20 protein-coding genes and 1 tRNA gene are annotated in these 26,982 nt (G+C 53.3%); 12 read left to right on the forward strand and 9 right to left on the reverse strand.

The genetic code is table 11. The annotated features are described in order from the left end of the window. The 11 genes from SCARR_RS02130 to SCARR_RS02180 all read left to right on the forward strand — a co-directional run bounded on the left by SCARR_RS02130 (nucleotide 1) and on the right by SCARR_RS02180 (nucleotide 16,124). Nucleotides 1–1,476, forward strand: coding sequence for a sulfatase-like hydrolase/transferase (locus SCARR_RS02130; RefSeq protein WP_136062082.1), 1,476 nt, complete (start codon nucleotides 1–3; stop codon nucleotides 1,474–1,476). A 70-nt stretch (nucleotides 1,477–1,546) separates the two neighbouring features. Continuing rightward, the gene (locus tag SCARR_RS02135) at nucleotides 1,547–2,989 is read left to right on the forward strand and encodes an alpha-L-fucosidase (RefSeq protein ID WP_168432911.1); all 1,443 of its coding nucleotides are present in this window, start codon (nucleotides 1,547–1,549) and stop codon (nucleotides 2,987–2,989) included. Between the two features lie 320 nt (nucleotides 2,990–3,309). Beyond that, nucleotides 3,310–4,872, forward strand: coding sequence for a sialate O-acetylesterase (locus tag SCARR_RS02140; protein WP_168432912.1), 1,563 nt, complete (start codon nucleotides 3,310–3,312; stop codon nucleotides 4,870–4,872). 23 nt (nucleotides 4,873–4,895) lie between these two features. Continuing rightward, the gene (locus SCARR_RS02145; RefSeq protein WP_222846144.1) at nucleotides 4,896–6,389 is read left to right on the forward strand and encodes an arylsulfatase; all 1,494 of its coding nucleotides are present in this window, start codon (nucleotides 4,896–4,898) and stop codon (nucleotides 6,387–6,389) included. A gap of 580 nt (nucleotides 6,390–6,969) precedes the next feature. After that, on the forward strand, nucleotides 6,970–7,155 hold the full coding sequence (locus tag SCARR_RS02150; RefSeq protein WP_136059879.1) for a hypothetical protein: 186 nt from the start codon (nucleotides 6,970–6,972) through the stop codon (nucleotides 7,153–7,155). Between the two features lie 4 nt (nucleotides 7,156–7,159). Further along, nucleotides 7,160–8,503, forward strand: coding sequence for a vWA domain-containing protein (locus SCARR_RS02155; protein ID WP_136059880.1), 1,344 nt, complete (start codon nucleotides 7,160–7,162; stop codon nucleotides 8,501–8,503). A 232-nt stretch (nucleotides 8,504–8,735) separates the two neighbouring features. After that, the gene (locus tag SCARR_RS02160; RefSeq protein WP_136059881.1) at nucleotides 8,736–9,470 is read left to right on the forward strand and encodes an SGNH/GDSL hydrolase family protein; all 735 of its coding nucleotides are present in this window, start codon (nucleotides 8,736–8,738) and stop codon (nucleotides 9,468–9,470) included. 48 nt (nucleotides 9,471–9,518) lie between these two features. Continuing rightward, nucleotides 9,519–11,288, forward strand: coding sequence for an alpha-L-fucosidase (locus SCARR_RS02165; RefSeq protein WP_222846145.1), 1,770 nt, complete (start codon nucleotides 9,519–9,521; stop codon nucleotides 11,286–11,288). A 41-nt stretch (nucleotides 11,289–11,329) separates the two neighbouring features. After that, a complete protein-coding gene (locus tag SCARR_RS02170; RefSeq protein WP_136059882.1) occupies nucleotides 11,330–13,696 on the forward strand; it encodes a hypothetical protein in 2,367 nt (788 codons plus the stop codon). A gap of 168 nt (nucleotides 13,697–13,864) precedes the next feature. Continuing rightward, nucleotides 13,865–15,013 (forward strand): MFS transporter, encoded by a 1,149-nt coding sequence (locus tag SCARR_RS02175; protein ID WP_136059883.1) that lies wholly within the window; start codon nucleotides 13,865–13,867, stop codon nucleotides 15,011–15,013. Between the two features lie 16 nt (nucleotides 15,014–15,029). Further along, nucleotides 15,030–16,124 (forward strand): ROK family protein, encoded by a 1,095-nt coding sequence (locus SCARR_RS02180; protein WP_136059884.1) that lies wholly within the window; start codon nucleotides 15,030–15,032, stop codon nucleotides 16,122–16,124. 123 nt (nucleotides 16,125–16,247) lie between these two features. On the opposite strand, the gene SCARR_RS02185 is transcribed toward SCARR_RS02180, so the two are convergent. The 4 genes from SCARR_RS02185 to SCARR_RS02200 form a co-directional block, all read right to left on the reverse strand. Further along, a complete protein-coding gene (locus SCARR_RS02185; RefSeq protein WP_136059885.1) occupies nucleotides 16,248–16,751 on the reverse strand; it encodes a hypothetical protein in 504 nt (167 codons plus the stop codon). A 479-nt stretch (nucleotides 16,752–17,230) separates the two neighbouring features. After that, nucleotides 17,231–17,839 (reverse strand): hypothetical protein, encoded by a 609-nt coding sequence (locus SCARR_RS02190; protein WP_136059886.1) that lies wholly within the window; start codon nucleotides 17,837–17,839, stop codon nucleotides 17,231–17,233. A 208-nt stretch (nucleotides 17,840–18,047) separates the two neighbouring features. Then, on the reverse strand, nucleotides 18,048–18,275 hold the full coding sequence (locus tag SCARR_RS02195; protein WP_136059887.1) for a hypothetical protein: 228 nt from the start codon (nucleotides 18,273–18,275) through the stop codon (nucleotides 18,048–18,050). Further along, the gene (locus tag SCARR_RS02200; RefSeq protein ID WP_136059888.1) at nucleotides 18,268–18,582 is read right to left on the reverse strand and encodes a hypothetical protein; all 315 of its coding nucleotides are present in this window, start codon (nucleotides 18,580–18,582) and stop codon (nucleotides 18,268–18,270) included. The genes SCARR_RS02195 and SCARR_RS02200 overlap by 8 nt, the downstream gene beginning before the upstream one ends. Before the next feature lie 181 nt (nucleotides 18,583–18,763). Here SCARR_RS02200 and SCARR_RS02205 point away from each other — a divergent pair, with 181 nt between their 5' ends. Continuing rightward, entirely contained in the window at nucleotides 18,764–20,419 is a 1,656-nt protein-coding gene (locus tag SCARR_RS02205; protein ID WP_222846146.1) for an IS1634 family transposase, read from the forward strand. Nucleotides 20,420–20,810: 391 nt separating this feature from the next. On the opposite strand, the gene SCARR_RS02210 is transcribed toward SCARR_RS02205, so the two are convergent. The 5 genes from SCARR_RS02210 to SCARR_RS02230 all read right to left on the reverse strand — a co-directional run bounded on the left by SCARR_RS02210 (nucleotide 20,811) and on the right by SCARR_RS02230 (nucleotide 26,979). Then, nucleotides 20,811–20,886: transfer RNA gene (locus SCARR_RS02210), tRNA-Met, on the reverse strand. A 59-nt stretch (nucleotides 20,887–20,945) separates the two neighbouring features. Then, nucleotides 20,946–21,530 carry a GDYXXLXY domain-containing protein gene (locus SCARR_RS02215; protein ID WP_136059890.1) on the reverse strand — a complete coding sequence of 195 codons (585 nt, stop codon included), beginning with the start codon at nucleotides 21,528–21,530 and terminating at the stop codon, nucleotides 20,946–20,948. Next, entirely contained in the window at nucleotides 21,527–22,855 is a 1,329-nt protein-coding gene (locus SCARR_RS02220) for a DUF2157 domain-containing protein (RefSeq protein ID WP_136059891.1), read from the reverse strand. The genes SCARR_RS02215 and SCARR_RS02220 overlap by 4 nt, the downstream gene beginning before the upstream one ends. 25 nt (nucleotides 22,856–22,880) lie before the next feature. Next, a complete protein-coding gene (locus SCARR_RS02225) occupies nucleotides 22,881–25,604 on the reverse strand; it encodes a DUF2339 domain-containing protein (RefSeq protein WP_136059892.1) in 2,724 nt (907 codons plus the stop codon). Between the two features lie 37 nt (nucleotides 25,605–25,641). Next, entirely contained in the window at nucleotides 25,642–26,979 is a 1,338-nt protein-coding gene (locus SCARR_RS02230) for a B12-binding domain-containing radical SAM protein (protein ID WP_136059893.1), read from the reverse strand. Nucleotides 26,980–26,982: the final 3 nt, after the last annotated feature.

Genomic DNA, 26,982 nt, shown 5'->3' on the forward strand with positions numbered 1-26,982 from the left:
ATGCCATTACTACAAATTGCATCGCTGATCATCGCAAGCTCATGCGTATTCTGCAGCAGCCTAAAGGCAGAAGACATCGTTCTAACGGGAGACAAACTTAATATCATCCTCGTGATGACGGACGATCAGGGATATGGAGATCTTGGATGCCACGGTAACCCTTTCCTGAAAACGCCGAATCTGGATAAGCTTTACACTCAAAGCACGCGCTTTACCGATTTTCAGGCCAGCCCGACTTGTGCCCCGACGCGGGCCGCATTGATGACAGGCCGCGTACCCTTCAAAAACGGGGTCACCCATACGATCTGGGAACGGGAACGGATGACCCTCAAGGCAACAACCATCGCAGAAGTGCTTAAGGATGCCGGCTATACCACAGGCATCTTCGGGAAATGGCATCTGGGCGATGAAGATCCTTATCAGCCCCATAATCGGGGATTTGACGAAGTTTTTATTCATGGAGCAGGCGGGATCGGCCAAAAATACCCCGGCACATGCGCCGATGTTCCTAACAACGGCTATTTCGACCCCATCATCAAACACAATAACTCCTTCGTGAAAACAACGGGCTACTGCACGGATGTTTTCTTTCGGCAGGCACTGGGCTGGATCAAACAGCAGCATGAGAACCGCAAGCCGTTTTTTGCCTATATCTCAGCCAATGCGCCCCATTCTCCATACATCGTAGCTGAAAAGTACAAAGCCTTGTACAAAGACAAATGCAAAGACGAAGAGGCCGCTTTTTACGGGATGATTTCCAATATCGACGACAGTATGGGTCTACTCATGGAGAAGCTGGACGCATGGGGCATGGCGGATACCACCCTGCTGATCTTCATGACCGACAACGGTTCATCCATGGCGACCTTCAACTACGGCATGAAAGGCAAGAAAGGTTCCGTCAACGAAGGAGGTACGCGCGTCCCGCTGTTCTTCAGACTTCCGGGCAGAATCAAGGCCGGTGTCGACGTGGACCGTTTGACACGTCATTATGACTTGTTCCCGACCCTCGCCCAGTTTGCCGGCACGCAAGCCCCCGAAGCACTGGATCTTGACGGCAGAAGTCTGATCCCGCTGATTGAGAATCCGGATGCTGAATGGCCGGACAGATACACATTCATCCACAAAGGCAGATGGAACAAAAAAGGCATGCGCGTCAGAAAGGGACGGCCGGATCACGTTCCTGAACATTCAAAATACACAGGTTTCGCCGTGCGCAGTGAACAATGGCGCCTAGTCAAAAATCGTGAAATGTATGATATCGACAACGATCCCGGCGAGAAAAACAACGTCATCAAAGAGCATCCGGAAGTCGCCCAAAATATGCTGAAAGCCTATGACGCCTGGTGGAGTGAAGTCAGATCTTTAATGATCAATGAAGACGCATCACTGGATAAGGAGCCACCATTCATTGTTCAGTTTGAATTACAAAAGAAGAAGACAGGTATTCCTGACTGGATCCCTCCACAACTATGAACACCGAGCGCGAACACAATGATAAATACGACTTTCGCCATTCTATATAACGAAATAAATGGAGCCTTTTATGAAAACAGTTCTCACTTCTCTGCTACTCGCCTTCCTCTGCGCAACCTCCCTCCATGCCGGGGAGAAAAAGAACAAGGACTTCGACAAGATCATGCCGTCCACGCTGAAGCACCCGCCGGAAACGGAGGCCCGGTTGAACCAATGGTTCCGTGATTCCAAGTTCGGCGCATTCATCCACTTCGGTGCGTATTCCCAGCTTGCCGGGAAATACAAGGACCGCGTGACTCCAAAAAACTACGCCGAGTGGATCCAGATGGATCTCGAGATCCCTTACAAGGAATACCGCAAGGAGGTCGTGGGGCAGTTCAACCCCACAGAATTCGACGCCGAGGAGTGGGTGAAACTTTTCAAAGCCACCGGCATGCGCCATGTCGTCATCACCGCCAAGCACCATGAAGGCTTCGCGCTTTTCGATTCCGCCTGCTCGGATTACGATGTGATGGATGCCTCGCCCTTCAAGCGCGACATCATCAAAGAGCTCTCCGAAGCCTGCCACAGGCACGGACTGAAGTTCGGCGTGTATTACTCGCAGGCCAAAGATTGGAGCGACCCGGATTCCTCGTCGTTTACTCGCAAAGGCACACTAAAAAGCATCCACCCCGACCTGCCGGAAGATTATAAACCCGATATGGACGCCTACATCGCGCGCAAGGCCCTGCCGCAGATCGAGGAACTGCTCAAGAACTACCAGATCGACCTCATCTGGTTCGACACCCCCCGCAACATGACCAGGGAGCGCGCCGTCCTGTTCAGCGACGCCGTGCGCCGGATTAACCCCGACTGCGTCATCAACTCCCGTCTCTACACCATGGCAGGAGCGTCCTCCAAGCAAGTCATCACCCCGGAAATGCTCGAGGTCTTCGACTACTTCTCGCTGGGGGACAAAGAGGTGCCTCCGAAGAAGCTCCCTCTTACCACCGAGTCGCCCGACAGCGTGAGTTCATCGTATGGCTACAAGGCCCACGGCGAACACCATTATCACTCCCTGCAGGAACTCATCCATCGGCTGGTCCACACGGTCTGTGCCGGGGGCAGCTACCTGCTCAACTGCGGCCCGATGGGCAACGGCAAGATCGATCCCAAGGCGGTCGAGTTGTTCTCCGGCATCGGTGACTGGATACGCGACAACCACGAGTCGATCTACGATACCGAGGCGAACCCTCTGCCTTCCCGGCCAGAGTGGGGCGATGCCTCCCTGTCAAAGGATGGGAAAACCCTCTACCTCCATGTCATGAAGTGGCCTGCCAATGGCAAGCTTCGCGTTGGCGGGATGCCGGTCAAAGCCGCCTCAGCAGCCTTCCTGGCACCCAAGGGAGCGGATCAAAAGATTTCGCTCTTCCAAGACGGATCAACCATCGCGCTTGACCTTCCGGCCAAGGCCATCGACGAGCATGATTCCGTGATCAAGGTGCTTCTTGAGTCGGCTTTTCCTGTGCAATAAGCGGTTGAAACATGGATCATATGACGAATAAGCCCTACAATAAATATCAACATTGGAAATCATTGACACTCGCACTCAGCATGGCCGTTGGAACGAGCATTAGCACTGCCGAAAAGCAACCAACGCTTATAGACGAGTCCCTTGAGACCAACAACGAGCGCATAAACAGAAAAATAGTTTTCGCCCAATTTGATATAGGGGGCGTTGCCCTATATCGACAGAAACAGACGACCTGCAGCCTCTCCATCAGAGCGTCGCCGCAAATGAAAAGCCGCTGCAACCTAAATAGAAGCAAAAACTAAAAGATGAGGATGTATAAAATGATATCAAAACGATTTGTTGTTGCAACGGTGAGTGTCGTCACTGCCGCCATGGCCATGGCGGATGTAAAGCCTGCCGGTCTGTTTGTCGACAACATGGTTATCCAGCGCGAAACTCAGGCCCCCGTGTGGGGTTGGGCCGATGCGGGCGAAAAAGTGACCGTGACCGGTAGTTGGGGGGGCGCGGCATCAACGACGGCGGATAAAGCTGGCAAATGGAGCGTCAAACTTCAGACTCCGTCAGCTGGTGGCCCGCACACGATCACCCTGAAAGGCAAGAACACGGTGGAACTTAAGAACGTGTTGTCTGGCGATGTCTGGTTGTGTTCGGGGCAGTCGAATATGCAGGTTCCGGTTAGGAGTACGGCAAGTCCCGGAGAAGATATTGCTGGTGCAGAATATCCTCATATCCGCCATTTCATGGTGGCGCGTAATCCGGTGTTGGAGAAAGCGGACGACTGCGGAGGGGAGTGGACGGTTTGTTCTCCGAATACAGTTAAAAGTTTTTCGGCCACCGCCTATTTCACCGGGCGCGAACTCCATAAGAATCTGGATGTTCCGATTGGTTTGCTGACGACTTGCTGGGGCGGAACCGGCATTGAGGCCTGGACCCCGTGGGCGGAGCAGGCAGACGATCCCTTTGCGCTGGTACGTAAAGCCGAGCTGGACGAGAAAGCCAAAGAGTATTCCCCTGAAAAAGCGCAGGCCCGTTATGAACAGCTATTAGCGCGATGGGAGAAGAAAGTTGCAGCAGCCAAAGGGAAGAAGGGGCGTGCTCCCCGCAAGCCTTCACTGAAGGGTGACCCGCGTCTGGATCAAAACTATCCTTCCAATTTGTACAACGGGATGGTTCAGCCCCTGGCGCCTTTTGCTGTCAAGGGAGCCCTCTGGTATCAGGGTGAAAACAACGCACAAGAAATGGCGCAAGCAGAGCATTACCGCATTCAGTTAGCCCGTATGGTATGTTGCTGGCGGAAGGCGTGGGGCCGGGATTTCCCGTTTTATTCCGTTCAGTTGCCCAACTTTAAAGATCCGCAGGTGAATCCGGTGGAAGCGGATAATGTCTGGGCGGTGATTCGCGAGAGTTTTGTGCATGCCGCTAACCATACGCCGGGTGTTTTTACCAGCACGATGATTGATCTCGGGGAAGCTGAAAATATTCATCCTAAAAACAAACAGGATGTCGGCCGTCGCATGGCTTCGACGATTTTGAACAAAACCTACGGCAAAGGAACGCCGACCACTCCGTTCATGAAATCATTCAAGGTGGAAGGCGGCAAGGTGGTTATTGCGTTCGACTATACCGGCTCAGGGCTCATGGCGAAAGGGGGCAAACTGAAGACATTCGCCATCGCCGGAGCCGATAAAAAGTTCGTATGGGCAGACGCTGAAATTGTCACCCGTGATGGGGCCGATTGTGTGGTGGTCAGTTCCGCCCAGGTTAAAGAGCCGGCTGCGGTACGCTATGCCTGGGCCAACAACCCGGCGGAATGCAACCTCTTCAGTAACGAGGGTTTCCCCGCGTCACCGTTACGGACGGATGACTGGGCCGTGGAAAAATAGTCAATAATGGAAAAGGAACGCACATGAACGTATCTAAATCAACTTTCATAAAATGTGTGGTGATGGCGGCAGGCATGGCCAGCGCACATCCTACGCTGGCTTCGACCGCCGCGCTGGCGGGAAGCAAGCCGAATATTATTCTGGTCATGACCGATGACCAAGGGTACGGGCAACTGGGATGCCAGGGGCACCCTTGGCTCGAAACGCCCCATATCGATGCCCTTCATGCGCAAAGCACTTCCTTTTCCGCATTCCATGTCAGCCCGACCTGTTCGCCGACCCGTTCGGCCCTGTTGACTGGGAATGTTCCTTTTAAGAACGGGGTGACCCATACCGGCGGAGCCCGGTCAAGGATGGCGCTTTCGGCGGTTACGCTGCCTCAATACCTGAAGAAGGCCGGATATACTTCCGGCATCTTCGGCAAGTGGCACTTGGGTCTGGAGGAAAAATACCAGCCGGGAGCTCGTGGATTCGACGAGGTGTTTGTCCATGGCTATGGAGGAATCGGCCAGCCGATGGATGTGCCCAAAAATAAATACTACGATCCGGTTATTCGCCATAACGGAACCTTCGTCAAGACGAAGGGATTCTGTACGGATATTTTCTTTTCCCAGGCGTTGGGCTGGATCAAGCAGAACAAGGATAAACCGTTTTTTGCTTACATTGCCAGCAACGCCCCGCACGGCCCCTTCATCGCGCCGAATGATAAAAAGGAAAAATTCAGACGCTATGGATTCAAGCCGAGCCAACAGGGATTTTACGGGATGGTTGAAAATATTGACGATAATGTCGGTCGCCTGATGTCCTGCCTAAAAGAGTGGGATTTGGAGGAAAATACGCTCGTCATTTTCATGTCGGATAACGGTTTTATCGCGGCCGGGACAGGATCGGGTGAACTGGGAACCCGGGAAGGGAAACCGATGACCGCCTGGTATGCCGGACTGAAAGGATCAAAGAAAAGTCCGCACGAGGGCGGGACCAAGGTGCCGGCGTTTTTCCGTTGGAAGGGTGTGTTGAAGGAAGGAGCGGTCTGCGATGCGCTCACGGCCCATATCGACCTGCTGCCCACGCTGGTTGAAATCGCTGGAGGTGAAGCTCCGAAGGATATTGACGGAAAAAGTCTGCTTCCTCTCTTGAAGAATCCCGATGCGCCATGGGAGGACCGCAATCTGTTCTTCCACATTGGGCGCTGGGGAAATGGTAAAGCGGATCAGTCGAAATATGACAAAACACCCGGGAAAGCCGGTTTCGCCGTGCGCAATAAACGCTATCGCCTCGTCAACCATGAGGAACTTTACGACATCCTCAACGATCCTGGCGAAGCAGAAAACCTCTATGCACAGAAGCCGGAAGTCGTACAGGTTATGCAGGCTGCCTACGACACTTGGTGGGATGAGGTCAGGCCATTCATGGTCAATGAGGGTCAGCAGCAAATGGATCCGAATCCCTATCACGTGAAATACAGGCTGCAGTTGGAACAGAGCGGTATTCCCACATGGACTGTCCCGGAGATTTAGCGTTCTAAATGAACGGTAGCCTCCGCGCTGACCACAGCATTACCCAAATGGACCGAGCAGTTTGATTTCTTGTGAAAATGACACTCCCCGACCCAAGGGTCGGGGTATCTCTTTGCAGCCCACAGCGCTGAAAGCGCTGCACAATTTTAGCCTTGGGCAAAGCCCAAGGTTCCGTGACATCCAAGATACTTGCCCTGAAGGGGCAACACAACCCGTCCGTGTATTTGTGTTGCCCCTTCAGGGCAAATTCCAATTCCAACACTTGCTCCCATGGCGTTGCCATGGGCTAAACTATGTAGTGCTTTCAGCACAACTGCGCTCAACTCCTTAAAGGTGCGCCCCAGAGGGGCGGGGAATTACACCCTTCTTTGATTAAACGAACCGGAGCTGGAATGGCTGGCGCGAGGGTGCCATGGCAAAAATAAATGGTTTTTCTCGGAAGTGCGTTTCAGGAATTTTGTACCGTCCGATTTTCCTCCATCATTCAAACAGATGATAGGCGCAGGTGCGGAATATTCTATACTGTTTAGTTGAGTTGGGTGGTGAGAGTCGATGATAAACCTCTGCTGGATGATTGATTATGATGATGAAGCGTAAGTTGGGAATGGTGGCGATGGCGTTGCTCGGAGGGATTGCGTTGGCGGAGCCGGTGGACGAGAAGTCCTGTGTAGAAGCTATGCGCAACCTGCGCCGTGCAATTTGTTCGTTGGAGGTGCCGGAGACGAACCTTCAGGTGTTGGATCAGTTCAAGGTCCCTAAATGGTAATTCGATGAAAAATAAATTTTTTGCCAAGCATGCCAAGTCCAGCGCCGCACTGGTGAGTCTGGGGATCCATGCTGTGCTTATCGTCGTTGCGCTTTCATTTGTTGCGGTTACCGTCATTACGAAAGAGGATCAGGTTTTTGAGGCGAAGGAGGTAAAGCGTCCCAAAATGGCACTCAAAAAGTTGCAGGTTCCGGTTAATATTAAAAAGAAAAAGACGCAGAAACCGAAGCTGCGCAAGCGCATTGTGGTGCAACCAAAAATGAACCAGACCATGCCCGACATTAAAATGCCGGAAATCACGGGGGTCAAAGGCGGGTTGGGCAATGCTGCCGGTGCCGGCCTGGGTGGTGCGGGAAGCCTCGGCTTCAATATGCCGGAAATGAGCCTGTTCGGGGTGAAGAGCCGGGGGGAAAAGGTTTTCATAATCCTCGATACCTCGGGATACATGATGGTCGATACGATGGGGGGCATTCCGGCCTATACGATTATTAAATCCGAGCTGGTGCGCATTCTCGAGGGATTGAATCCGGCTGTCCTTTTCAATATTGCCATCTATGAAGGGAATACCAGTTACACCCTGTACCCCTCGCTGGTTTCCGCCAGTGTCTCCAATGTGGCCAAGGTGGAAGGGTGGCTGAAGCCGCTCAATGCGGTTTCAACAGGCATGGGTGACAGGGACTATGGCACGAAGACGAAAGGGGCGGGGGGCGCTCGTGTTGATGGCACCATTATAGAGGAACCGCTGAAGAACAATCCCGGCGAGTGGGCTCGTCCCGCATTGCAGGCGATGGAGCAGGGTGCGGATGTGGTCTTTCTGCTCTCCTGTCGCTGGGGTACGCATCGCTATAAGGTCGCAGACAATGATAAAAAAAGAAAATGGAGCGAGGAAGACCAGCGGCGCTATATGGAGAATATTAAGAAGGCCAAGGCGCTGCACGAAAAGGAAAATGAACGCCGTCGAGGCAAGGGGCAGCCACCGCGCGTTATAACGCGTGGCGATCGAGGCTTGGTGATGGCCTATCTGCCGAGTGCGCCAACACCTCCCGGAGGAGGAATTACGTGGCATAATTATTCGCCGGATGAACTCGTTGAGGCGTTTCAGAGCCTCCAGGACCGCTCGAGGCCCATCCTTCCAACCCGAAGCGGGATCGGCAGGAAAAAGAAGAAAAGTGGTTTTTCTTTCAATGTCATACATTTTATTCCGGAGGACGCCGCATCGGGCAATGATGCCAAATTCAGCGAGATGGCCAGCCTCACTCGGGGGGAATACAGCCGGGTGAAGGGCATGGCGGCGATCCAAAGCTATGTTTCGGCCTCGGAGGCAGATGACTTGGCCGCCACCGAATAGACCGGGGTTGTCAAGGATGGCTATGTCTTCCGGGGATGAATCAGTTTAACGCAGAAAAATGGTAACTGTTCAACTTGATTGATGAGCATAGCTTTATGGTTTCCTACCCGCAGGTGGACGACATGTCCATCGTGAGGAAAAAGAAGGTGAAGTTCTCCAGCTATGCGCTGAGTGCGCAGGAAGGGAACGAGAGATCACCGCAACTTAAAGATAAATACAGGGAGAGATTGGTATGAAAAAATTTATGAAAGCAGGGGCTTCAATCGGGATTGCATGTGCATTGTTGTACGGAGGCACGGCATTTGGGAAGGAGTCGCTCAAGGAAAATGATACGATTGTCTTTCTGGGCGACTCGATTACCGCCCAGGCGCTCAGTCCCGATGGATACATCACGCTGACTTCACAGGCCATAGCAAAGGCATACCCGGATCTTAATATCCAGATCATTGGCGCCGGCAAGGGCGGACATAAAGTGCCCGACTGTCAAAAGCGGCTTGATCACGATGTGCTTCAAAAGAATCCGACGATCGTGATGATATACATCGGCATCAATGATGTGTGGCATTGGACCCACCCTAAGGTTGTGGCTCGCGGGAAAAAGGGAACGACGCCCGAAGTGTTTGAAAGCGGGCTGAAAGATATGATCAGGCGAATTAACGGGGTCGGCGCACGGGTCATACTTTGTACGCCTTCCGTGATTGGTGAAAAGCATGACGGGTCGAATCCCAATGACAAGATGCTGGATCAGTACTCGGATATCAGCCGCAAGGTCGCCAAAGAGACGGGCTCCCAGCTGCTTGATCTGCGTAAGGGATTCCTGGTGTATCTCAAGGGAAACAACCCGAAGAATACGGAACAAGGAGTTTTAACTAAGGATTCGGTTCACATGAACGAGAATGGAAACCGTTTCCTGTGCGAACAGGTTCTCGACGCGCTGAATGTTCCCGCATCTGATACAGACGCCTGAGGCTAAACTATATTTTGACCGAATTCACAATCAACAAGTAAGGAAAGTATGATGAGAATCTATTTAATAGTCGGATTGCTCGTTGCAATGACGCTGCATGGTGGCGCTGCGGAGCAGGGCATGGATAAAATGTGGGGCGAAAGCACAGTGAAGCTGCGTGCCGAAAACGCCGAGCGCGGCCAGCTTTTTGAAGAAGGGAATTATGCCATGTTTATCCACTGGGGGCTATACTCCCAACTCGGAAACAAGGTCGATGGAAAAACATACTACGGCATTGGCGAGTGGATCATGAATCCGCGCATGGCGGGCATCCCACCCGCGGAATACAAGAAGCTGGCGGGCACCTTCAATCCGCAGGAATTCGATGCCAAGGCCATTGCGAAGCTCGCGAAGGACGCGGGTATGAAATACATAATCATCACCAGCAAGCATCACGACGGCTTTGCGATGTATGATTCCAAGGCCTGCGATTTTAACATCACGAAAACGACGCCGTGGGCAAAAGACCCCATGCACGAGCTCGCAGACGCCTGTCGCGCGGAAGGATTGGGGCTTGGGTTTTACTATTCCCACAACCAGGACTGGACGTTCCCGGGCGGAGGCAACGGCCCGAAAGTGGACGAAGACGGGAATCCGGCCACGTTCGATGACTACTTCGTGAAGAAGTGCCTTCCCCAGGTGGAGGAGATCACCAGCAACTATGGCCCGATCGAGCTGGTTTGGTTCGACACCCCCGGCAAAATGCCGAAAAAATATGTGCAGCAGCTGGTGGACGTTGTTCGAAAAAACCAGCCCAACGCGCTGGTTTCCGGGCGTGCCGGGCATGGGCTGGGCGACTACCAGTCGCTGGGCGATATGGAAGTCCCGCATCGCAACGTCAAGGGCTTGTGGGAAGCCGTGGATACCACCAACGATTCGTGGGCCTATGCCTGGTATGATGAATACTGGAAAACGCCGGAAGAAATTCTACGCCGTCTGATTGCGTGTATCGCCCGCGGAGGAACCTACATGCTCAACATTGGTCCGCGCGGGGACGGTTCCGTTCCTGAACGCGCGGCCCGATCCCTGCGTGAATCCGGAGAATGGATACACCGCTATCCGCAAGTGGTCTACTGCACCGATGCCTCGCCATGGGAACATGCGTTGCCGTGGGGCGACGTTACCGTCAAGGATCATAAGCTGTATCTCTCCGTCTTCGATTGGCCGGCTTCGGGAAAGCTTTACCTGCCCGGGTTGAAAACAAGCGTCAAATCAGCCCAGCTGTTGAACGGCAATGAAGCGGAAATCATCAAGGTTGAAAAATCCAATGGATGGACCGTCTTCGAAGTCCCGCGTGTCGCGCCGGAAAAACTGGTTTCCGTGATCGAGGTCGATCTGGAAGATTCGCCGCAAGTCGATCCGACGTTCGGGATTGATCCGGAAATGGAAACTGAAATCCTCGCCGAATTCGCGACGGTTCAGGGCGCTAAGAGCACGACCAAACGCTGGATGGAAAAGTTTGGCGAATGGAAGGCGGTCAAACATGTCCATAACTGGACGCCTGATGGAAAAGCGGTATTTGAAGTCGATGTGCTCGAATCCGGTGATTACAACATCAGCCTGACCTACTCCGGCGAGGGTCGTCTGGTCTGGGGTGTCGATGTAGTGGGTGGTGAGCATATTCAGAACGAGCAAAACTCCTCACATAACTATCAGGAATTTCCCATCGGTTGGATCAATTTCCCCAAGCCTGGAAAATACAAAGTTGCTGTCACCTGTCTCGAAGGCGACGGCAAAACCTCCAGCCTCAAATCCATTGGCTTCAAACCTGTTTTTTAGGATAGGATGCCTTTTGCCATGTTGATAGGGAGTTCCTTCCGATGAATATGAAATGGATTGCCGCCGCGATATGCTTATGCGGGGAGCTGGGCATGGTCTCGTCCGGTGCGGTGCCTGCGGGCAACCGCGACTATTCCTTTATCTATTTTGAACAGGGATATCCCACGCGGCTGATCGGGCGGCGAGCGGAAAGCATGGCGAACCGGACGGCCCGCGCGAACCCGGATGTGGTGGTGCAGACGGGATTCTACAGCCTGCGGTTGGATTGCGATACGATGCGGCTCTCGGGCTATGATGCCGTGCAAGGTTCCGATTATGTTACGGCGTTGAACGAGGATATGACCGCCTTTACGGCGGCGGATTTGCAGCTTCGCATCGAAAAAGACGGCATCGCATATACCTGCACATCGGGCGTAGTTCAGGATCCCGAAGGCCAGAATATGCGCTTAATTCAGAGCGGGCAGTTTGTTCAGCGGTTCGATCACGTTGGGCTGGTCTTTACCGGGGCAAATGGCGAGGTGCTCACAAAGGCCGGTCGGTTGGAGATTACGGCCTGGCCGGAGCATGTGGTTTTCAATCTGGATCTGTCAGGCGTGGTAGGCGTCACTAAAACGGGCATCCAACTGACCTCTCCGGCCGGCAAGATTCATCGTTCAGTAATGATGGGGACGCGGACGGTTTTGACGCTTCAGCCCCATCTGGATCAGGCGTTCCAATCTTTGGAACCATCTTCCCATATCAAAGTTCACGATTCGTTGCAGGTTGATTTCGATCCCATAGAACAGGGCCTTCGGATCAAGCTTCCGATGGAGCGTGTCAGGTTCCCCGCCGATACGAACCGGTTGGATGAGTTTGTGGTCGAGCTTCGGAATCCTTCGGGTTCCGACCGAAGCATTCCATTGATATTTGATGAAATCCAGACACGGGGGATTACGGGAACAAGCATGCTGCTGTGCGAGGAACGCGATGGACGACCAACAGGCATCCCCGTTCAGATTTCAAAAAACTGGCACAGCAAGCCCGGGCGCAAAATCGTGCATGACGGCCCATGGCTGCGCGGCTATACGATGGTGCCGTTGAAGGCCGGAGAAACGAAACGGTTTCGCCTACGGGTTGTGACCGGTTATTGGGGGAAGGTGCCTGCGGTGTCCTATGCCCAATTGAGCGTCATCGGCTACGGCGGAAACTGGAAGTGGGACGAAAGCGCGTTGGGCAGCTGGGGCGAGTCGATGTGCTATGATCCCTCCCAGCATCTCGGCTCCTCCTTCATTACCGATGTGCGGCCCGCCTTCACCACGGGGAACGGGGAGAAATCCTATGAATGGACGGAGAATGTCGGCGGCGGCGATTTTCTGGTTTATTTTGACCGTAGCAATACCTACCGCTGGACGAAACGCCTCAAGACGGCCTATCGCTGGACGGGGCCGAATATGAGCGAGGTGCTTTATTCGGGGGTGACGGACGATGATGCCATTCGTTTCAACTATCGCATCCGATCCGTGCGTACGGCCGATTACCATCGGCGGTTCCACTCCTATAGATATGAGTTTCTGAAGGATGTGGCTTCTCCAAAACGATTGGTTTTCCACCAGATGGCGGCGGACTATTATAACTCGGTTCAGTTTGACCGGTTTTATCTCGGAGGCCGGCACGGGCTGGAAGCGGAATATGATTGCCCGACCGGAACTAGCGGTTACACGGGAACGACCGTCCCATTTGAAAATAGGTGGCTGGCCATCGACGACACAACCAGCAGTGACAGAAAAAGAAAGACAGCCAAGACTCGAAGGGGACTGTTGTCCATTGGGTCAAAATTGAATGACAAGCCATTTCCGGCCTACTTGCACCTTCATGGTGTCAAAGGAACGGGGAGTGCGACATTCGACCTGAGTTCGGACTCGGTCAGCCGATCCTATTCCGCCGGGGATGTGGTGGAAGGCGAGCTGGAATTCATCCTGCCTCCCAAAACGCCCGATGTGTATTGGGGGACGGATCGCGAGTTTTCCGGACGCCTGAAATCGTACGGCACCAATGCATGGCAGGCAGTGGCCGATGAATTCGACCATAATATTCAACTGGGCGTTTCGGTGCGCTCGGGAAGGCTTGAAAGAAACTATCCGGTCGAAATCCAGGCATTGGAAAGCGGCAAGGTGCTGGCCGACTTTACGATCGAGCGCGGCGGCATTGGTCACGTTCCGATCCTGTTGCGCGACGTGCCGCTCGGATGCGCTCTGAAAGCCGAGCGCCATCTCGACGGGAAATGGGTTCCGCTTGAATCGGTGGAGATCGATCAAAACAACTATTACCAGGGCGTGCGGAATTCCGATGGCACGATGGATTGCGTCTTCAATATAAAACGTCCATCCCATGACCTCGATGACCGTTGGCGGGTTCGCATCCTTAAATGATATGGGTGTTTTGTGTTATCGATGCAGTTTCAAGCGCTTTTTTGCTGTCAAATGTACGTCATGAAACCCGGATTCTGTAACGGTCATCATCTAAACAGATGATAGGCGAAAGTTACAAAGTTGGTATGGTTTCTTTATCTAGAAACCTAAATTGAAAGGATCGATTGAATGAAGCTGAAAACACTACCTATTTTTATGGCCTTTGTGGTGATGGGCGTTGCCGATGCCATGGGACCGTTGTCCGATGCCGTAAAAACCCAGTATGAGTTGAGCAATGTGATGGCGACCATGTTGTCGTTCTTCGTGTTTATTGCTTTTGCTGCGTTCAGTGTGCCGGGCGGTTTGCTGGCATCCCGGATCGGGATGAAAAAACTGCTTCTGCTGGGACTCGGTTTGAATGCCGTGGCCATGCTGGTGCCGAGTCTGATGGTGCCGGGCTTTGGCCTGCTGCTGACCTGCATTTTTGTGCTGGGTATCGGCACAACGTTCCTGCAGGTTGCAGGTAATCCGATTATGCGCGATGTCAGCGCGGAAGGTGCTTTCAGCCGCAACCTAAGTTTTGCTCAGGGCTTCAAGGGGTTGGGTAGCACGTTGGCCACCTATCTCGTGACCGCGATCTCCGCGATTGCCTTGTTCAACAAAATGGGATGGCGAGGCACTTTCCCTGTGTTCTTTGTGTTGATGGCAGTGGCATTTATTTTTGTTTCTTTGATAAAAGTAGAGGAAAGCAAGCCGGAGGTTCCGCCGAGTGTCGCTTCGAGTCTCCGCCTGCTCAAAGAGCCGGTCTTTGCGATGGCTGTGCTCGGCATTTTCCTTTATGTCGGCGCGGAGGTCTGCATGGCCCGGTTCCTGTTCCCCAGCCTGAAAGAGATGGGCATGGACGAGGCGACGGCCGGCAAGTTCGGCCCCGCGCTCTTCTTCCTGTTGTTAACCATCGGCCGCATCGGTGGCGGGGTGGCTCTTGCCAAGGTAAAACCGCGCCCGGCGTTCCGCGTGTCGGCACTGATGGGTGTGGTGGGTGTAGGCTTGCTTATGACCGGAAATACATCGCTGGCAATTGGCGGCGTGATTCTGGGTGGTCTTGGTTTCGCTAACATCTGGCCGCTACTTTTCTCGATTACAGTCGAAGAGAAGCCGGAGCGTGCCGGCGAGTTGAGCGGACTGATGTGCATGGCGATTTCCGGCGGGGCGCTCGTTCCTCTTGTGATGGGCGGTCTGGTTGATGCTGGAATGAATGCGATATCGTTTGTTGTTCCGCTGGTTTGCTTTATTTATCTCTTTGTTCTGTCGCTTAAAGGCGGCAAAGTTACCGTTTAATGGAAGGGAGTGCTAGATGAACTACGACAATGACAAACGAATCGTCGCCACGCTAGATGCGGGCGGAACCAACTTCGTGTTCTCGGCCATTCAGGGTAAGGAAGAGGTCGTCGATCCGATCCGTCTCAATTCGAATGCCGACAACCTCGAGCTGTGCCTCGAAACGATCAGGCATGGGTTCCGTGAAGTGATCGCCAAACTGGATCAGCCGCCGGTAGCCATCAGTTTTGCATTCCCCGGTCCGGCGGATTATGCGCGCGGAATCATCGGGGATTTGGGCAACCTTCCCGCATTCAGAGGTGGTGTCGCGCTGGGGCCGATGCTGGAGGCGGAGTTCGGCATTCCGGTGTTCATCAACAATGACGGAAGCCTCTTTGCCTACGGCGAAGCGCTCGCAGGTGCGTTGCCGGAAATCAATGCAACCTTGGAAGGGGCCGGCAGCCCGAAACGATACAAAAACCTGTTTGGCATAACGCTAGGAACCGGCTTCGGAGGCGGGGTTGTGATCAACGACGAGTTGCTGATCGGCGACAACAGCTTCGGCGGCGACATCTGGTGCTACCGCAATAAGAAGTTTCCTCACGAGATCATCGAAACCAGCGTGAGCATCCGCGCGGTCAAGCGCGTCTATGCAGAGCGTTCCGCCGATTCGTCCGATTTGGATCCCAAGGATATCTTTGATATTGCCGAGGGTGTCAAAGAGGGAGATCGGAAGGCGGCGGTTCAGGCCTTTGCCGAGCTTGGAGAAATGGCCGGGGATGTGGTCTGCCATGCCATCACTACGATTGATGGACTGATTGTGATCGGCGGCGGTCTGGCCGGAGCCTCGAAATATATCGTACCGGGCATGGTGGCGGAGATGAACAGCACGCTGGAATGCGACGGAACTGTTCTCTCGCGAATGCAAGTCAAGGTCTACGATCTGACGGATGAAGAGCAGCTTAAGCAGTTTCTGGACGGCGAGACGGTTCAGATAACGATTCCCGGAACCGATAAAAAGATCCCGTATCAGGCAGAGCGGAAAATCGGCGTGATGCTCTCCAGTCTGGGAGCCAACAAAGCCATATCGCTTGGCGCCTATGCCTTTGCATTGCACAAACTGGATAGTTAGGTTGCGAAACGAAATGTGAAGGTTGATGGGTGCGGATTGATGTCGCGTCCGGAATTGGCGATAAAATGGAAGCGGAGTTCTTTGCCGCGGTGGAGGGCATTTTTTTAGGATGGTTTTTTCCCATTATGTTGTACGTGATGGCAAACCAATACTTGTCCCATCAATAGCTTTCATCATGTCAGCGAGGATCGACTTTTCATCTTTATGCTGATTCTTCTCGCCGATCCAGCCGTTCAGGGTTGCCAGCTGTCGTGCTGCTGAAAGGCGCTTCCGGATCGGGACGGCAGGATCTCGGATCATGTGGGACAACATTAAAGTGACATCGCTCTTCTTCAGTTCCCGTTTCATCGCTTCGGGATCGACATCGCGCGGCTTCCACTCGCAGCGTGACAGCATCAATCTCACGTGCGGGCGCCGCTCAAGTTCCAGTGCTCTGACGCCGGCGGATTCTGGAGCATAGCCTGCCTGCCTTGCGCATGCGGCGTGGGATTCTTCCGGGAATATCATTCTGGCGAGCACGTAGCGCAATTGGCGGACAGTGTACTTTCCGTATAACTCGGCATGGTCGGCGCCCATTTCGAGGCGTTGGCCTTCTAATACAGCGTATTTATTGTCTGATCGTTTCATGGTCGTTTCCTTCGGGTGCATATCTGTTTTGGGAGTATTGGTAGTTTTGGGTATGGGGGTTGTGTGGGAAACACGAAATAATGGGGTCGGAGAGACCGTTCTGGGGGTGAATCTGTAATGTGCTCCTCATGTGAAGGTTACCTTGAATTAGATGGTTTTAGGGTGCGTTTTGGTTGTACTCGAAACTGCCATGTCATGGGCGCGCGCGTCCTCATTCCTCTGAATACGGCGCTTTCATAGCTGGGAAATCAGCGGTTGGGGCATGGGATTGGGGTTCAGGTAGAGGACGTTGCCATCTTTCCCCATCCCGCAGATGGCCCGGGAGACGGCTCAGGCGGGCTTCGTTTCGGCAGGCCGGATCGACACCCAGCGGAACCAGATATCTTGCGTACAGGTCATCCTCGATCCGACGTTGCCATTCAGCGTTGGTCTTTATTCCCTGAACGGCAATCAATGCATGGATCGATTTCCCGCCGCTATCAATCAACGCGGCCACTGGTAATGGAATCTTGGACCAAAAGGCGAGCTGGTCGCTGCAGTCCCGAAACGGGATTGGGAATGTAGTGGGGGAGAGCAGCGGGTCCTGAGGCCGATATGATGCCCTCCCATTCATGAACGGTCTTTACGTCGGTGTCATACTTGGTTCCGATGAATAGATGGTCATCCGGGGAGTAGAGCGAGTTTAGAAGCTGGTATGCATGAGTCGCTTGATCATTGTTCAATGGGACCGGCGAGGCATTGGTGATGTCCTGCTCGCTTACGCCTGAACCGCGTTCGATTAGCCTATCCCTGTATTCGGGTTTAACCCTCGGTTTGGATTTCCGGCTGATGGGGCGGGGGTGATAGCCAGCGCCGTTTTCAAGCGGTTGATTCTCCTGCCGTGCTTTCTGGGTCGCGGCAATAATTTCGTTGTCCGAAATATGGCGTGACCCGTGTGCTGCATTGTGCAGGTCCCTGTGGATCTGCTCCTCGGTTAATCCGGCCAGCACGCCAAGGTTGGCGATTCCCAGCAGGGCGGTATGGCACCCTCCGCTTCCTGATGATGGAAGGTTGGTCAGTGCGCCGGCATATTTGTCGATCAGTTTCATTTGGGTCGTTCCCTTTATCCCCACTCCCAAAACTACCATTACTCCCAATACGGGAAGGATCATGTCTAGTTTTGGGAGTTATGGGGATTATGACGATTGGGAGTTAATGTTCCTGTGAATCCAGCAAGCTGACTTGAAGCGATGAAGGCCCCCCTTTGGGGTTCTGCATTGTTATGATCTCGAAACGATTGGGGAAATGCCGAACAAGCTACTCAATTTTTTCCGTCTCGAATCCATGCCGTTTCTTGAGCTGGCGCAGGGTTGCCACTCCGTTGTAGTCTGAGTTGCAGAGTTTCTCCTCCAATTTATCCGAAGCCCTTTCTAAGGCGTCGGATCGTGCCCCTTGCAATAGCTGGATTGTTGACGACAAGCACCAGTCCACAATCTTGCATGCCCCCTCGGCGGTGACCTCATCGATTTCATCGGTCTTACCCATTACGGCCAACACCAGAGCTACCCGTATACGACTGCCATGTGTCGGAAATGGATAGTGGGGGATTTTGACTCTCCAATGCCACGTCTAATTTTTCGCTGGCTTGGCTGGCTTTCAGAGCCAATTGGTCGAGGGCCGTCTTCTCATCGGCATAGACCAAGGGAGCCATGAACTCTTTTTGCTTTTGCTTTGCCTCTTCGGCATCAGAGGTTTTGAGGGATATTTTTTGTCTTTTCCCGTTAAGCCGAACTTCTGAGGAAATACGGCTCCTTCTGCGATGCAATCCTCTCGCACTCAATGAGTTAAACAAAAAGAATGTCCAAGTTTTTCAAAATCTGTACCCATGTAAACATAAACTTAGTGCTTGCATGTTTCGCTATGTCGCATATTGTGCGGCCATGTATATAGAACGAGTGCCCAATCGAAACTCTCCGCCCGCCGTCCTCTTGCGGGAGTCGTGGCGGGAAAATGGAAAAGTCCGAAAAAAAACAGTGGCTAATCTGAGCGGATTGCCCGATGAACTCGTCGAGGCGCTTCGGGCGGCCCTCAAGGGCGAATCGATCCCGGCATCGGAAGGGATTGCATCTCTTGAAAAAGCCATATCCATTCATGACGCCCGCCAGCACGGCCATGTTGCAGCCATCCATTCTGTGCTGAAAAAGTCGGGGCTGCTGGGCATGATCGACTCAAAACGTTCCCGTGAAAGGGATGTGGTTGCGGCGATGATTATTGATCGCATTATCAGCGGGGATTCCAAGCTCGCAACGGTTCGCCATTGCGACCCCCAGACCGCTTCAACCTCTCTGGGCGAGCTACTCTCCCTTGAGGATTTGCATGAAAACGAGTGCTATGCGGCAATGGATTGGCTGCTGGAACGAGAGGATAAAATCCAAAAGAAACTTGCGAAAAAGCATCTTGCCGACGGCGCCCCCGGACTGTTCGATCTTTCATCCTCCTATTTCGAGGGGCAATGCTGCGAGCTGGCCCAATTCGGGTATTCCCGCGATCATCGGGGGGATCGCAAGCAAGTGAACTACGGAATCTACTGCAACACCGCTGGTACGCCCGTCGGCGTCGAAGTCCTGGCCGGGAACGAAAGCGACCGCATTGCCTTTCCCATAGCGGTGGAACGGGTGCGAAAGGATTTCAACCACAAGAATGTCATCTTCATTGGCGACCGCGGAATGATCAGCGGAAAAGCCATCGACGAATACCTTCGCGACGAAGAAGGCGCGGACTGGATCACGGCGCTCAATGCCGCCTCCATTGCAAAGCTTGAACGGTGCGGGAGCATCCAGCTCACGTTCTTCGACGAATGCGACCTCGCGAGCATAACCCACCCCGACTACCCGGACGAACGCCTCGTCGTCTGCCGCAACCCCGACCTCGCCAAACGCCGCTCAAAAAGGCGCGAAGCCCTTTTGCAAGCCACCGAAAAACTTCTCGCCGAAATCATCAAAAAGGTCGAACGCAAAAACAAACCCCTGCGCGGCAAGGATGCGATCGGGGTGGAGGTCGGCAAAATCATCAACAAGAAAAAGATGGCGAAACACTTCAACCTCACCATCGAGGACGACACCTTCGCCTTTGACCGCAACGCAGAAAAGATCCGTTCCGAATCCGCCACCGACGGCCTCTATGTCATCCGCAGCAGCGTCGACAAAACCCGTATGACCGACCAGGAACTCGTGGCCAACTATAAAAACCTCGAAATGGTCGAACGCGCCTTCCGCTCCCTCAAATCCATCGACCTAAACGTCCGCCCCATCTATCACCGCCTTGACAACCGAGTCCGCGCGCACATCTTCATCTGCATGCTCGCCTACCACATCGAGCACCAAATGCGCAGCCAGCTAGCGCCCCTGCTTTTCGCCGACGAACAAAAAGAAACCGCGGCCGAACGCGATAGCGTCGTCGACCCCGTCAAACGCTCCGACTCCGCCAAGAAAAAAGACCAAACCCGCCGCACCCCGGACGGGCAGCATCCCATATCGAGCTTTCGCGACATTCTCAACACCCTATCCGCCATCACCCGCTCGCGGGTCAAAGTGGAAGGCCATAAAAAAGGAGACTTCAAAACCACCTCAACCCCGACTCCCTACCAGCAAAAAATACTAGAATGGCTTGGAGCAACGCGAGGAATGTAGCCAGCAGCAAGAAAAGCGTATTTGTGCAACCGACTCACAGTCGGATAGATACGCATATTCATGCCGAGAAGTTCGGGTTGCGGGAAATGCAGAGTGCGGTTCCTGATAAAACTGCCATCGCGGTTATCTCGGGGAAGGTTCGAAATGAAACGTCCACCACCATAATTATCAGGAAGCATCCCATGTGGTCCATCCACACGAGACGACCATTATGATTCGTGCCTGAATGGTTTGGGTGCGGGTTACGGGTAATGTGGAGAGCCCATATGTTTGGCAAATGTTTGGCAAGTTGGCTTAAAATATCACCAAACATCAGGAGTCATCAAAAAGAAAGCGGAAATACAAAAACAATAAAAAACCCTGCTATCGTTTAATATAACAGGGTTTAAAGTGGTGGCTGTGAGTGGACTTGAACCACCGACAAGCGGATTATGATTCCGCTGCTCTGCCAACTGAGCTACACAGCCTTTTGTTGAAAAGAAGTGCAGAAGATAGTTAAACCCCTCCCGCTTGGCAAGGCCAATTCCTACTCTTTTTTCGAGGCTAAATCGCGTAATGATTGGCCTTTGGCGAAGACGTCTTCAATAACGGCTTTTCCGGCGAGAATCCGTACGGATGCCCAACAGTTGGTGTTGCGCGTGGCTTCGCGTGCCAGCACCTCGGCGCGGGGCGCTTTGGCTTCGTCCATGTAGAAGCGGTCGAAGGGCAGGTCAATGCGAAGGCCTTTGTCCGTTCTTTTTTTTGTTTCGCGGTTCCATGTGTCTTTGCGGCCGAGGCTGCGGGTTTTGAGGTAGTGACCGCCAATGGGCTTTTCGATGCTCCAACCGGTGAATACTGCAAATCCATCTTCGCCGGTTTGGAGCAGGGCATAGATAGGTTGCTTGTATGCGAGGTCCGGATCCTGCTTTTTGTTGCCAGGGATGTAGTCGTCCTCGTAGGCCAGCCGGACATAGCGGCCTTGGAAGGGATCGGCCGGGTCAATGGGGCGGGTTTTGAATTTAAACTCGGTTCCATTGCGCAGAATGTTTTCTTTTCCCTGGATCATTTTGAATGGCACCGCGAATTGGACTGCGATCAATAGGCCGAGGGCGATGAGGGGAAGCTTTTTCATGAGATGACCTCCTTTTGTTTTTTACGGCGCGCCATTACCAGGTTTACGGTCAGGAAGCAGGCGCCCAGTGTGATGAATACGATGCCTCGGGCAAAGAAGCCAAAGTCGGCGTCGAAGAAGCGAGTGATCAGCAGGAGGGCGAGCAGGGCCATTCCTCCATTGAGCTGGCGCAGCTTGATGTTCCGGCAGCCGAGCATGATATACATGATGCCGAGGAAGAGCATGAAGCCGTTAAAGATCAGCGCATTCACCATGTCCATGTCGTTATCGCTCAGTCCAAGCAGGAAGCAGCCGGATGCAATAACCGGGAAAACGGCGAGCGTGATGGTTTCGATGGAGCTGCGCCGAAAGGCTTTGATGGCCGCTACGATCCAGCCGGCTAGGAACAGCAGGGTAACGCCTCCGTCGAACCATGGGCCCCATTGGCGGTAGTGCCAGCCGGAACGGATATGGTGCCAGCCTATCTCGTCCCACATATCCGACCACGTGAAGATATAGGCGAGCACGGCCATTCCGATGATTCCAAAAATCTTGGGCGGATTATTCCAGCCGTCGCGATCGCTGTAAAGATGGATGCCGAGCAGGCCGGCCCCGCTGAGCAGCGCGGCATAGGCGACGATCCACAGTCCCGGAACCGTTCGTTCAAATACGATGCCGGTGGAAATGCAGAGCGTGAGCATGACGCTCCAAAAGTTGAGCAGGGTTTCAGGCGCGTGGCGGTCGGTGCGGATCAAGCTGACCAATCTTCCAATGCTTGGAAGGATTAGCAGCCAGAACCAGAAGGCATACCCTAAGGTTTCCTGCGCAACACCGCTCCAGCCGCAGGCCAGTGCGAGATAGATGAGTCCAGCGCCCGAAGAGCGCAACAGGAACGTGAGCGGCAATGCCAACAGCGTCCAGGTCAGGAAAAAATTCGGCATGTTGCTGGGTATGTTGTAGGTCTGCCCAATCAAGGCGATGGATGCGCCGATCGCAAGCGTGTGGAATATGCCAGCCGACTCGCGCAAAGCGACGCCGCCTTTTTTCAGCAAGGCAACGATGCTGAGCAACGAACCGATCACGAGCGGACAGACCGACAGCACAGCGCGGGTTGGCCGGCTGAGTTGGTCCCAGTTGTGGGCGAACAGCAGGATGATGCCCGCGCCGATCAGCAGCGAGCCTAAGACGGCAAAGGCAATGATGGCCCAATGCATGCCGCTGGCCGTGTTTTCGCAATAGTACGATTTGATTCCCTTGGCGGTTTCGGAAGAGACAACCCCTTCCGTTTCAAGAAGCGGAAGCTCCTTTTCCAGCCACTGAATATGTTTTGCCGATACTTTTCTCATGTTATGTGTCTCCTTCCGTTAGGTGCTACAGGAGTCTTTCGGAAACTTTTTGGTAGATGAACGAGAGTACGAGCAATAGAAGGCCAACGCCGATGAAAATCATCACTCGTGCGCCGGCCTGAAAGATACTGCAGTCGATCAGCAAAACTTTCACAACCGTTGCAGCAAACATGAGCAATGCAAAGTGCCGGTGGAGTTTGCTCTTGCGCGAGAATCCGAAGATCGTAATCGTTAATGCCGTGACTGCCCACCAAATGGATACGAGCGCCCAACTCCAGGCGATGTCCAACGATCCGATGGCCAGTGAGATGATTGCAAGAATCGTGATAAGCGGTGCCAGTGAAAAATAGCCGGTCATGGATGGAGCTGAGTTTTTAATCCGACCGCTAAACCAAATGATCTGGATAAGCATGGCCACCTGAACCCAGAGAACATATGAGGTAAGGGCTGGAGGAGTGCCGTTCAACCACGGAATCCCATTGTCGAGAAGGAGTATTTTAAGCGGCAGGGCGGCAATGATTAATCGGCCTGTTTTTTGCAGAACAGGATCGGTGCCGAGCATCCAGTTGACGAGATTACCCATAAAGAGGGTGATGAGCGATGTCAGGAGCCAAGGCAGGGGCGTATACCATGAGAGTGTGTGAAATATGTTGCGGTAGGCAATGGCCAGCACCGCTCCAACACAGATCATCCAGAGCGCACGCGTCCGAAGGTGGGATAGATCTGATTCCTCAATGCGGTCATAGAATTTCGCTTGAATGCCGATGGTTAAAGCCGCAAATAAACCACAGAGGGTATGCGGGTTTATCAGGATCAGATTTGAGTCATTTTGGATCGGTTGAAGGGTGGCATGCAGCAATGCTGAAAAGCCAATAATGAGAGCGCTGTTCTGTATTTCCTTGGATTGGTTTTTCAGTGCAAACAGCATTGTGCCGATTCCCAACAGCCCCCAAGCCGCACTGATCCAAAGACCGGCCAATTGCATGTGAAGGTAGATGGCAAAACAAAGAATGGCGGCGAGCGTAAAATGCAAAGTTTCGCCGACGTAGGCAGATGATCTTTTTAGACAGAACAATGAAACGGCAGCAAATCCGGCTGTTGCGGCCATCCATGGAACACAGTCCATGCTGTCGAAAACAAACAGGTCATTTCCTGCGGCCAGAAGAATCAGCCCGAAAGAACCGAACCGAATGATATTTATATAGCTCAAAAGGTCTTTGTTTTTGGTGTGGAGGCGCAGGATCCAGGACGCCGCTCCCAGCACCAATGCGCCGGTCAGAAGAAGTAGAATGTCCGGATTAAACCAAGCATGGCTGGGCACTTTCTGACTGAGCATAAGCATGGCAAGTGCAACGCCTCCGATGATGCTCAGCAAAACACTGCTTAGCTGAATTTTGAAGATGAATGCATTTCGGAAGAACCTGGCAATCGCAAGGGCTTGCAGGCTCCATAGAATACCTCGGTATTCCATGCTGGCCGCCTCAAAAATGAGCAGTCCAACAGATGCGAATCCGCAGAGCAGAAGAGCGAGGGTTTCGTTTCTATACTCAGGAAGCCACTTCCAGCTTAGTTTGAACATTCCCGCAAACGCAGCACTCACGCAGACTAGGCACACGCTCATCCAATGTTCAACCGATGCGCCATAAAAGATTAGATAAAGACTGCAGAATAAAAACAGGGTTGTTGCCGCGATACGGGCAATGTTTAAATTGGAGGGTTCGAGTCGGTCTCGTTTTTTAAGAATCAATAGACTCAGTGTCATGAACTCAGCGAAATAGACGGCTGTGGCGCACAACGGTGCAAGCCAGCCCTCGGCATTAATGTTGCCCATCCAGTAAAAGAAATAGAACACGGTAAAGGCATACGCGCTGTTGTACAAAACCTGCCAGTTTTTCTTGATGCCAAGAATCATCACCGGAAGATTGATTACGGCAATGTAGGCCAGAGGGAAGACGCCTTGATCAATGTCGCCACCCACCATCAACGGGGTAATAAATGCGCCCAGCACTCCAAGTGCCGCCACCAGCTGACTATTATACGACAGCGCTAAAAACAGCAATAGAGCCGCACTGGCGGACAGACTCAGCGCCGTGAGCAGAGGGCCGCTCAGATGGTACAAATCGTACGATGCGAAGATGCAAAAATAAAACAGGCCGCCTCCGCCACCCGTCATCACGCGGGCGAGTTGAACAAATTTTCCGCTAGCGGTTTTATTTGCAATGTGACCGCAGGCCAACAATGTGCCGCCCAGAGCTACTCCCATCAAAATTTTAAACAGGGGAGCTGGCCAGGAAATTTCAGGGCTCCCTACTAGAAATGCAATCCCGGCCACCAGAATCAGCACGCCAATCACGCCGGAAACTTTACCGCCCAGCGCTTCTTCCATGTTTTTCTTCGGCTTCGGTTGAATTAAAGGTTCAGGAGCGGGTTTGAGAGGAACAACAGGTTCCGGTTTAGGAGGAGGTGCTTCGGCTGTTCTTGGAGCTGGCGCATGAGGGATTGAAGCTGGAATAACGGGGGGCGCCACATGCTCTTTCGGGGGGATGGCTTCTGCCGCAGCGGCCTCTTCGGGTTTCACATCCGGCACCGAACGCTTAAGCTGCTCAGCAAGGGCACGGGTTAAGAAATTTATCTGTTGCTCGCATTTCTCGATTCTCATTTTTGCATCGCCGACTTTGACCAATGCAATGAGCGCAACAATTGGAGCAGCCAGAAACAACAGCCCCATGAGTATCATTAATGCAACCATGTTTTTCCTTATACTGCTTCAGTTTATACCGATGTCATTATGCGCACAAACGCTCGTTCTTCGAGTTGTTCCTAAGGTTTTGTTTGAAGGTGTCGCGCCTCCAATTGGTGAAGCTGTCGGAATACAGTTTCATGGCAAGCGCGTGAAAACCTTCTCGCAGTTCTTTTCCGCTCATGCCCAAAGGGCGGAAATTTAAGTCGAACAGAGTGCACTTTTTCCAGTTGCTCGGCTCGATCAGCCGGTTCGCTTTTTTCAGCCGGTCATAAAGCGCCGTGCCGGGGAACGGGGTGAGGATCGTGATCTGTACCTCATAAAGCTGGGCCTCGCGGACAAAGTCGTAGATGTCGTCGAACACGTCAGTGGTCTGGCCGTCGAGCCCCACGATGAAGCACCCGTTCACCGTGATGCCGTGAGCCTGAATGGTGCGGATGGCTTCTTTGTATTGGGCAAAGCGGCGGAGCTTCCAGTTGCCGTTCAGCTCCAGTCCGTCGAGCGGGTCAAGCGTCGGGCTTTCGAGGCCGATCAATACCTGGGCGCAGCCGGACTCGCGCATCATGCGCAGCAGTTCCGGATCTTCCGCCACCGAAAGGTCGGTTTCGGTGAACCATTTGATCCGTCGCTTCTTCAACTCCGGCAGCAGCGCCTTCCAGTAAGCGTGGTCGACAAAGCTGTTGTCGTCCGCAAACTCGATGAACGGGTGTGGCCAGATTTTGCAAATGCGGTCGATCTCTGCGAGCACCTTTTCAACGGGCTTTTGTTTATAGCGGTTGCAGATCAGGTTGGAGCCGGCGCAAAACTCGCAGTTGTGCGGACAGCCCCGGCTGGTCTGCACGGTCAGCCGGTTATATTTTGAAATGTCGAGCAGCTCGAAGGCCGGCATTGGGGCGTCGGCCAGGCTGTAGTCCAGCTTGCGAGCATCATAGAACAGTTTGAGCTGTTCCTGCTCAGCGTCTTCAAGCACCTCAAGCCAAAGTGGCTCGCCCTCGCCGAGAACGACGGAGGTGCAATATTTCTGCGCCTCGTGCGGGAGGGCGGTGACATGTGTTCCGCCCATCACCACCGGCGTACCGTTGGTGCGGAAGCGCATGGCCAGCTCATAGGCCTCGTCGATTTGCGCGCTGTAGCTGGAGATGGCCACCAGATCAAACTTCTCATTCAGATCGACGGCCGTGAGTTTGGATGCGAGGTCGGGCACCTCAAGGTAGTGAATGTCGTGGCGCTTGGGCGTCATGCCCGCCAGCGTCAGCAGGCCAAGGCTGGGGAGCGATGCAATCTGTTTGCTGCGCTCCACAAAGCCGGGGAGCGTGAGTCCGAGTTCGAGCAGCTCGGTATCGCACGCGCGGATACCGCTCATAGCTATAAATGCAATTTTCATGGG

The sequence above is a fragment of the Pontiella sulfatireligans genome (assembly GCF_900890705.1).
GTDB classification, from domain to species: domain Bacteria; phylum Verrucomicrobiota; class Kiritimatiellia; order Kiritimatiellales; family Pontiellaceae; genus Pontiella; species Pontiella sulfatireligans.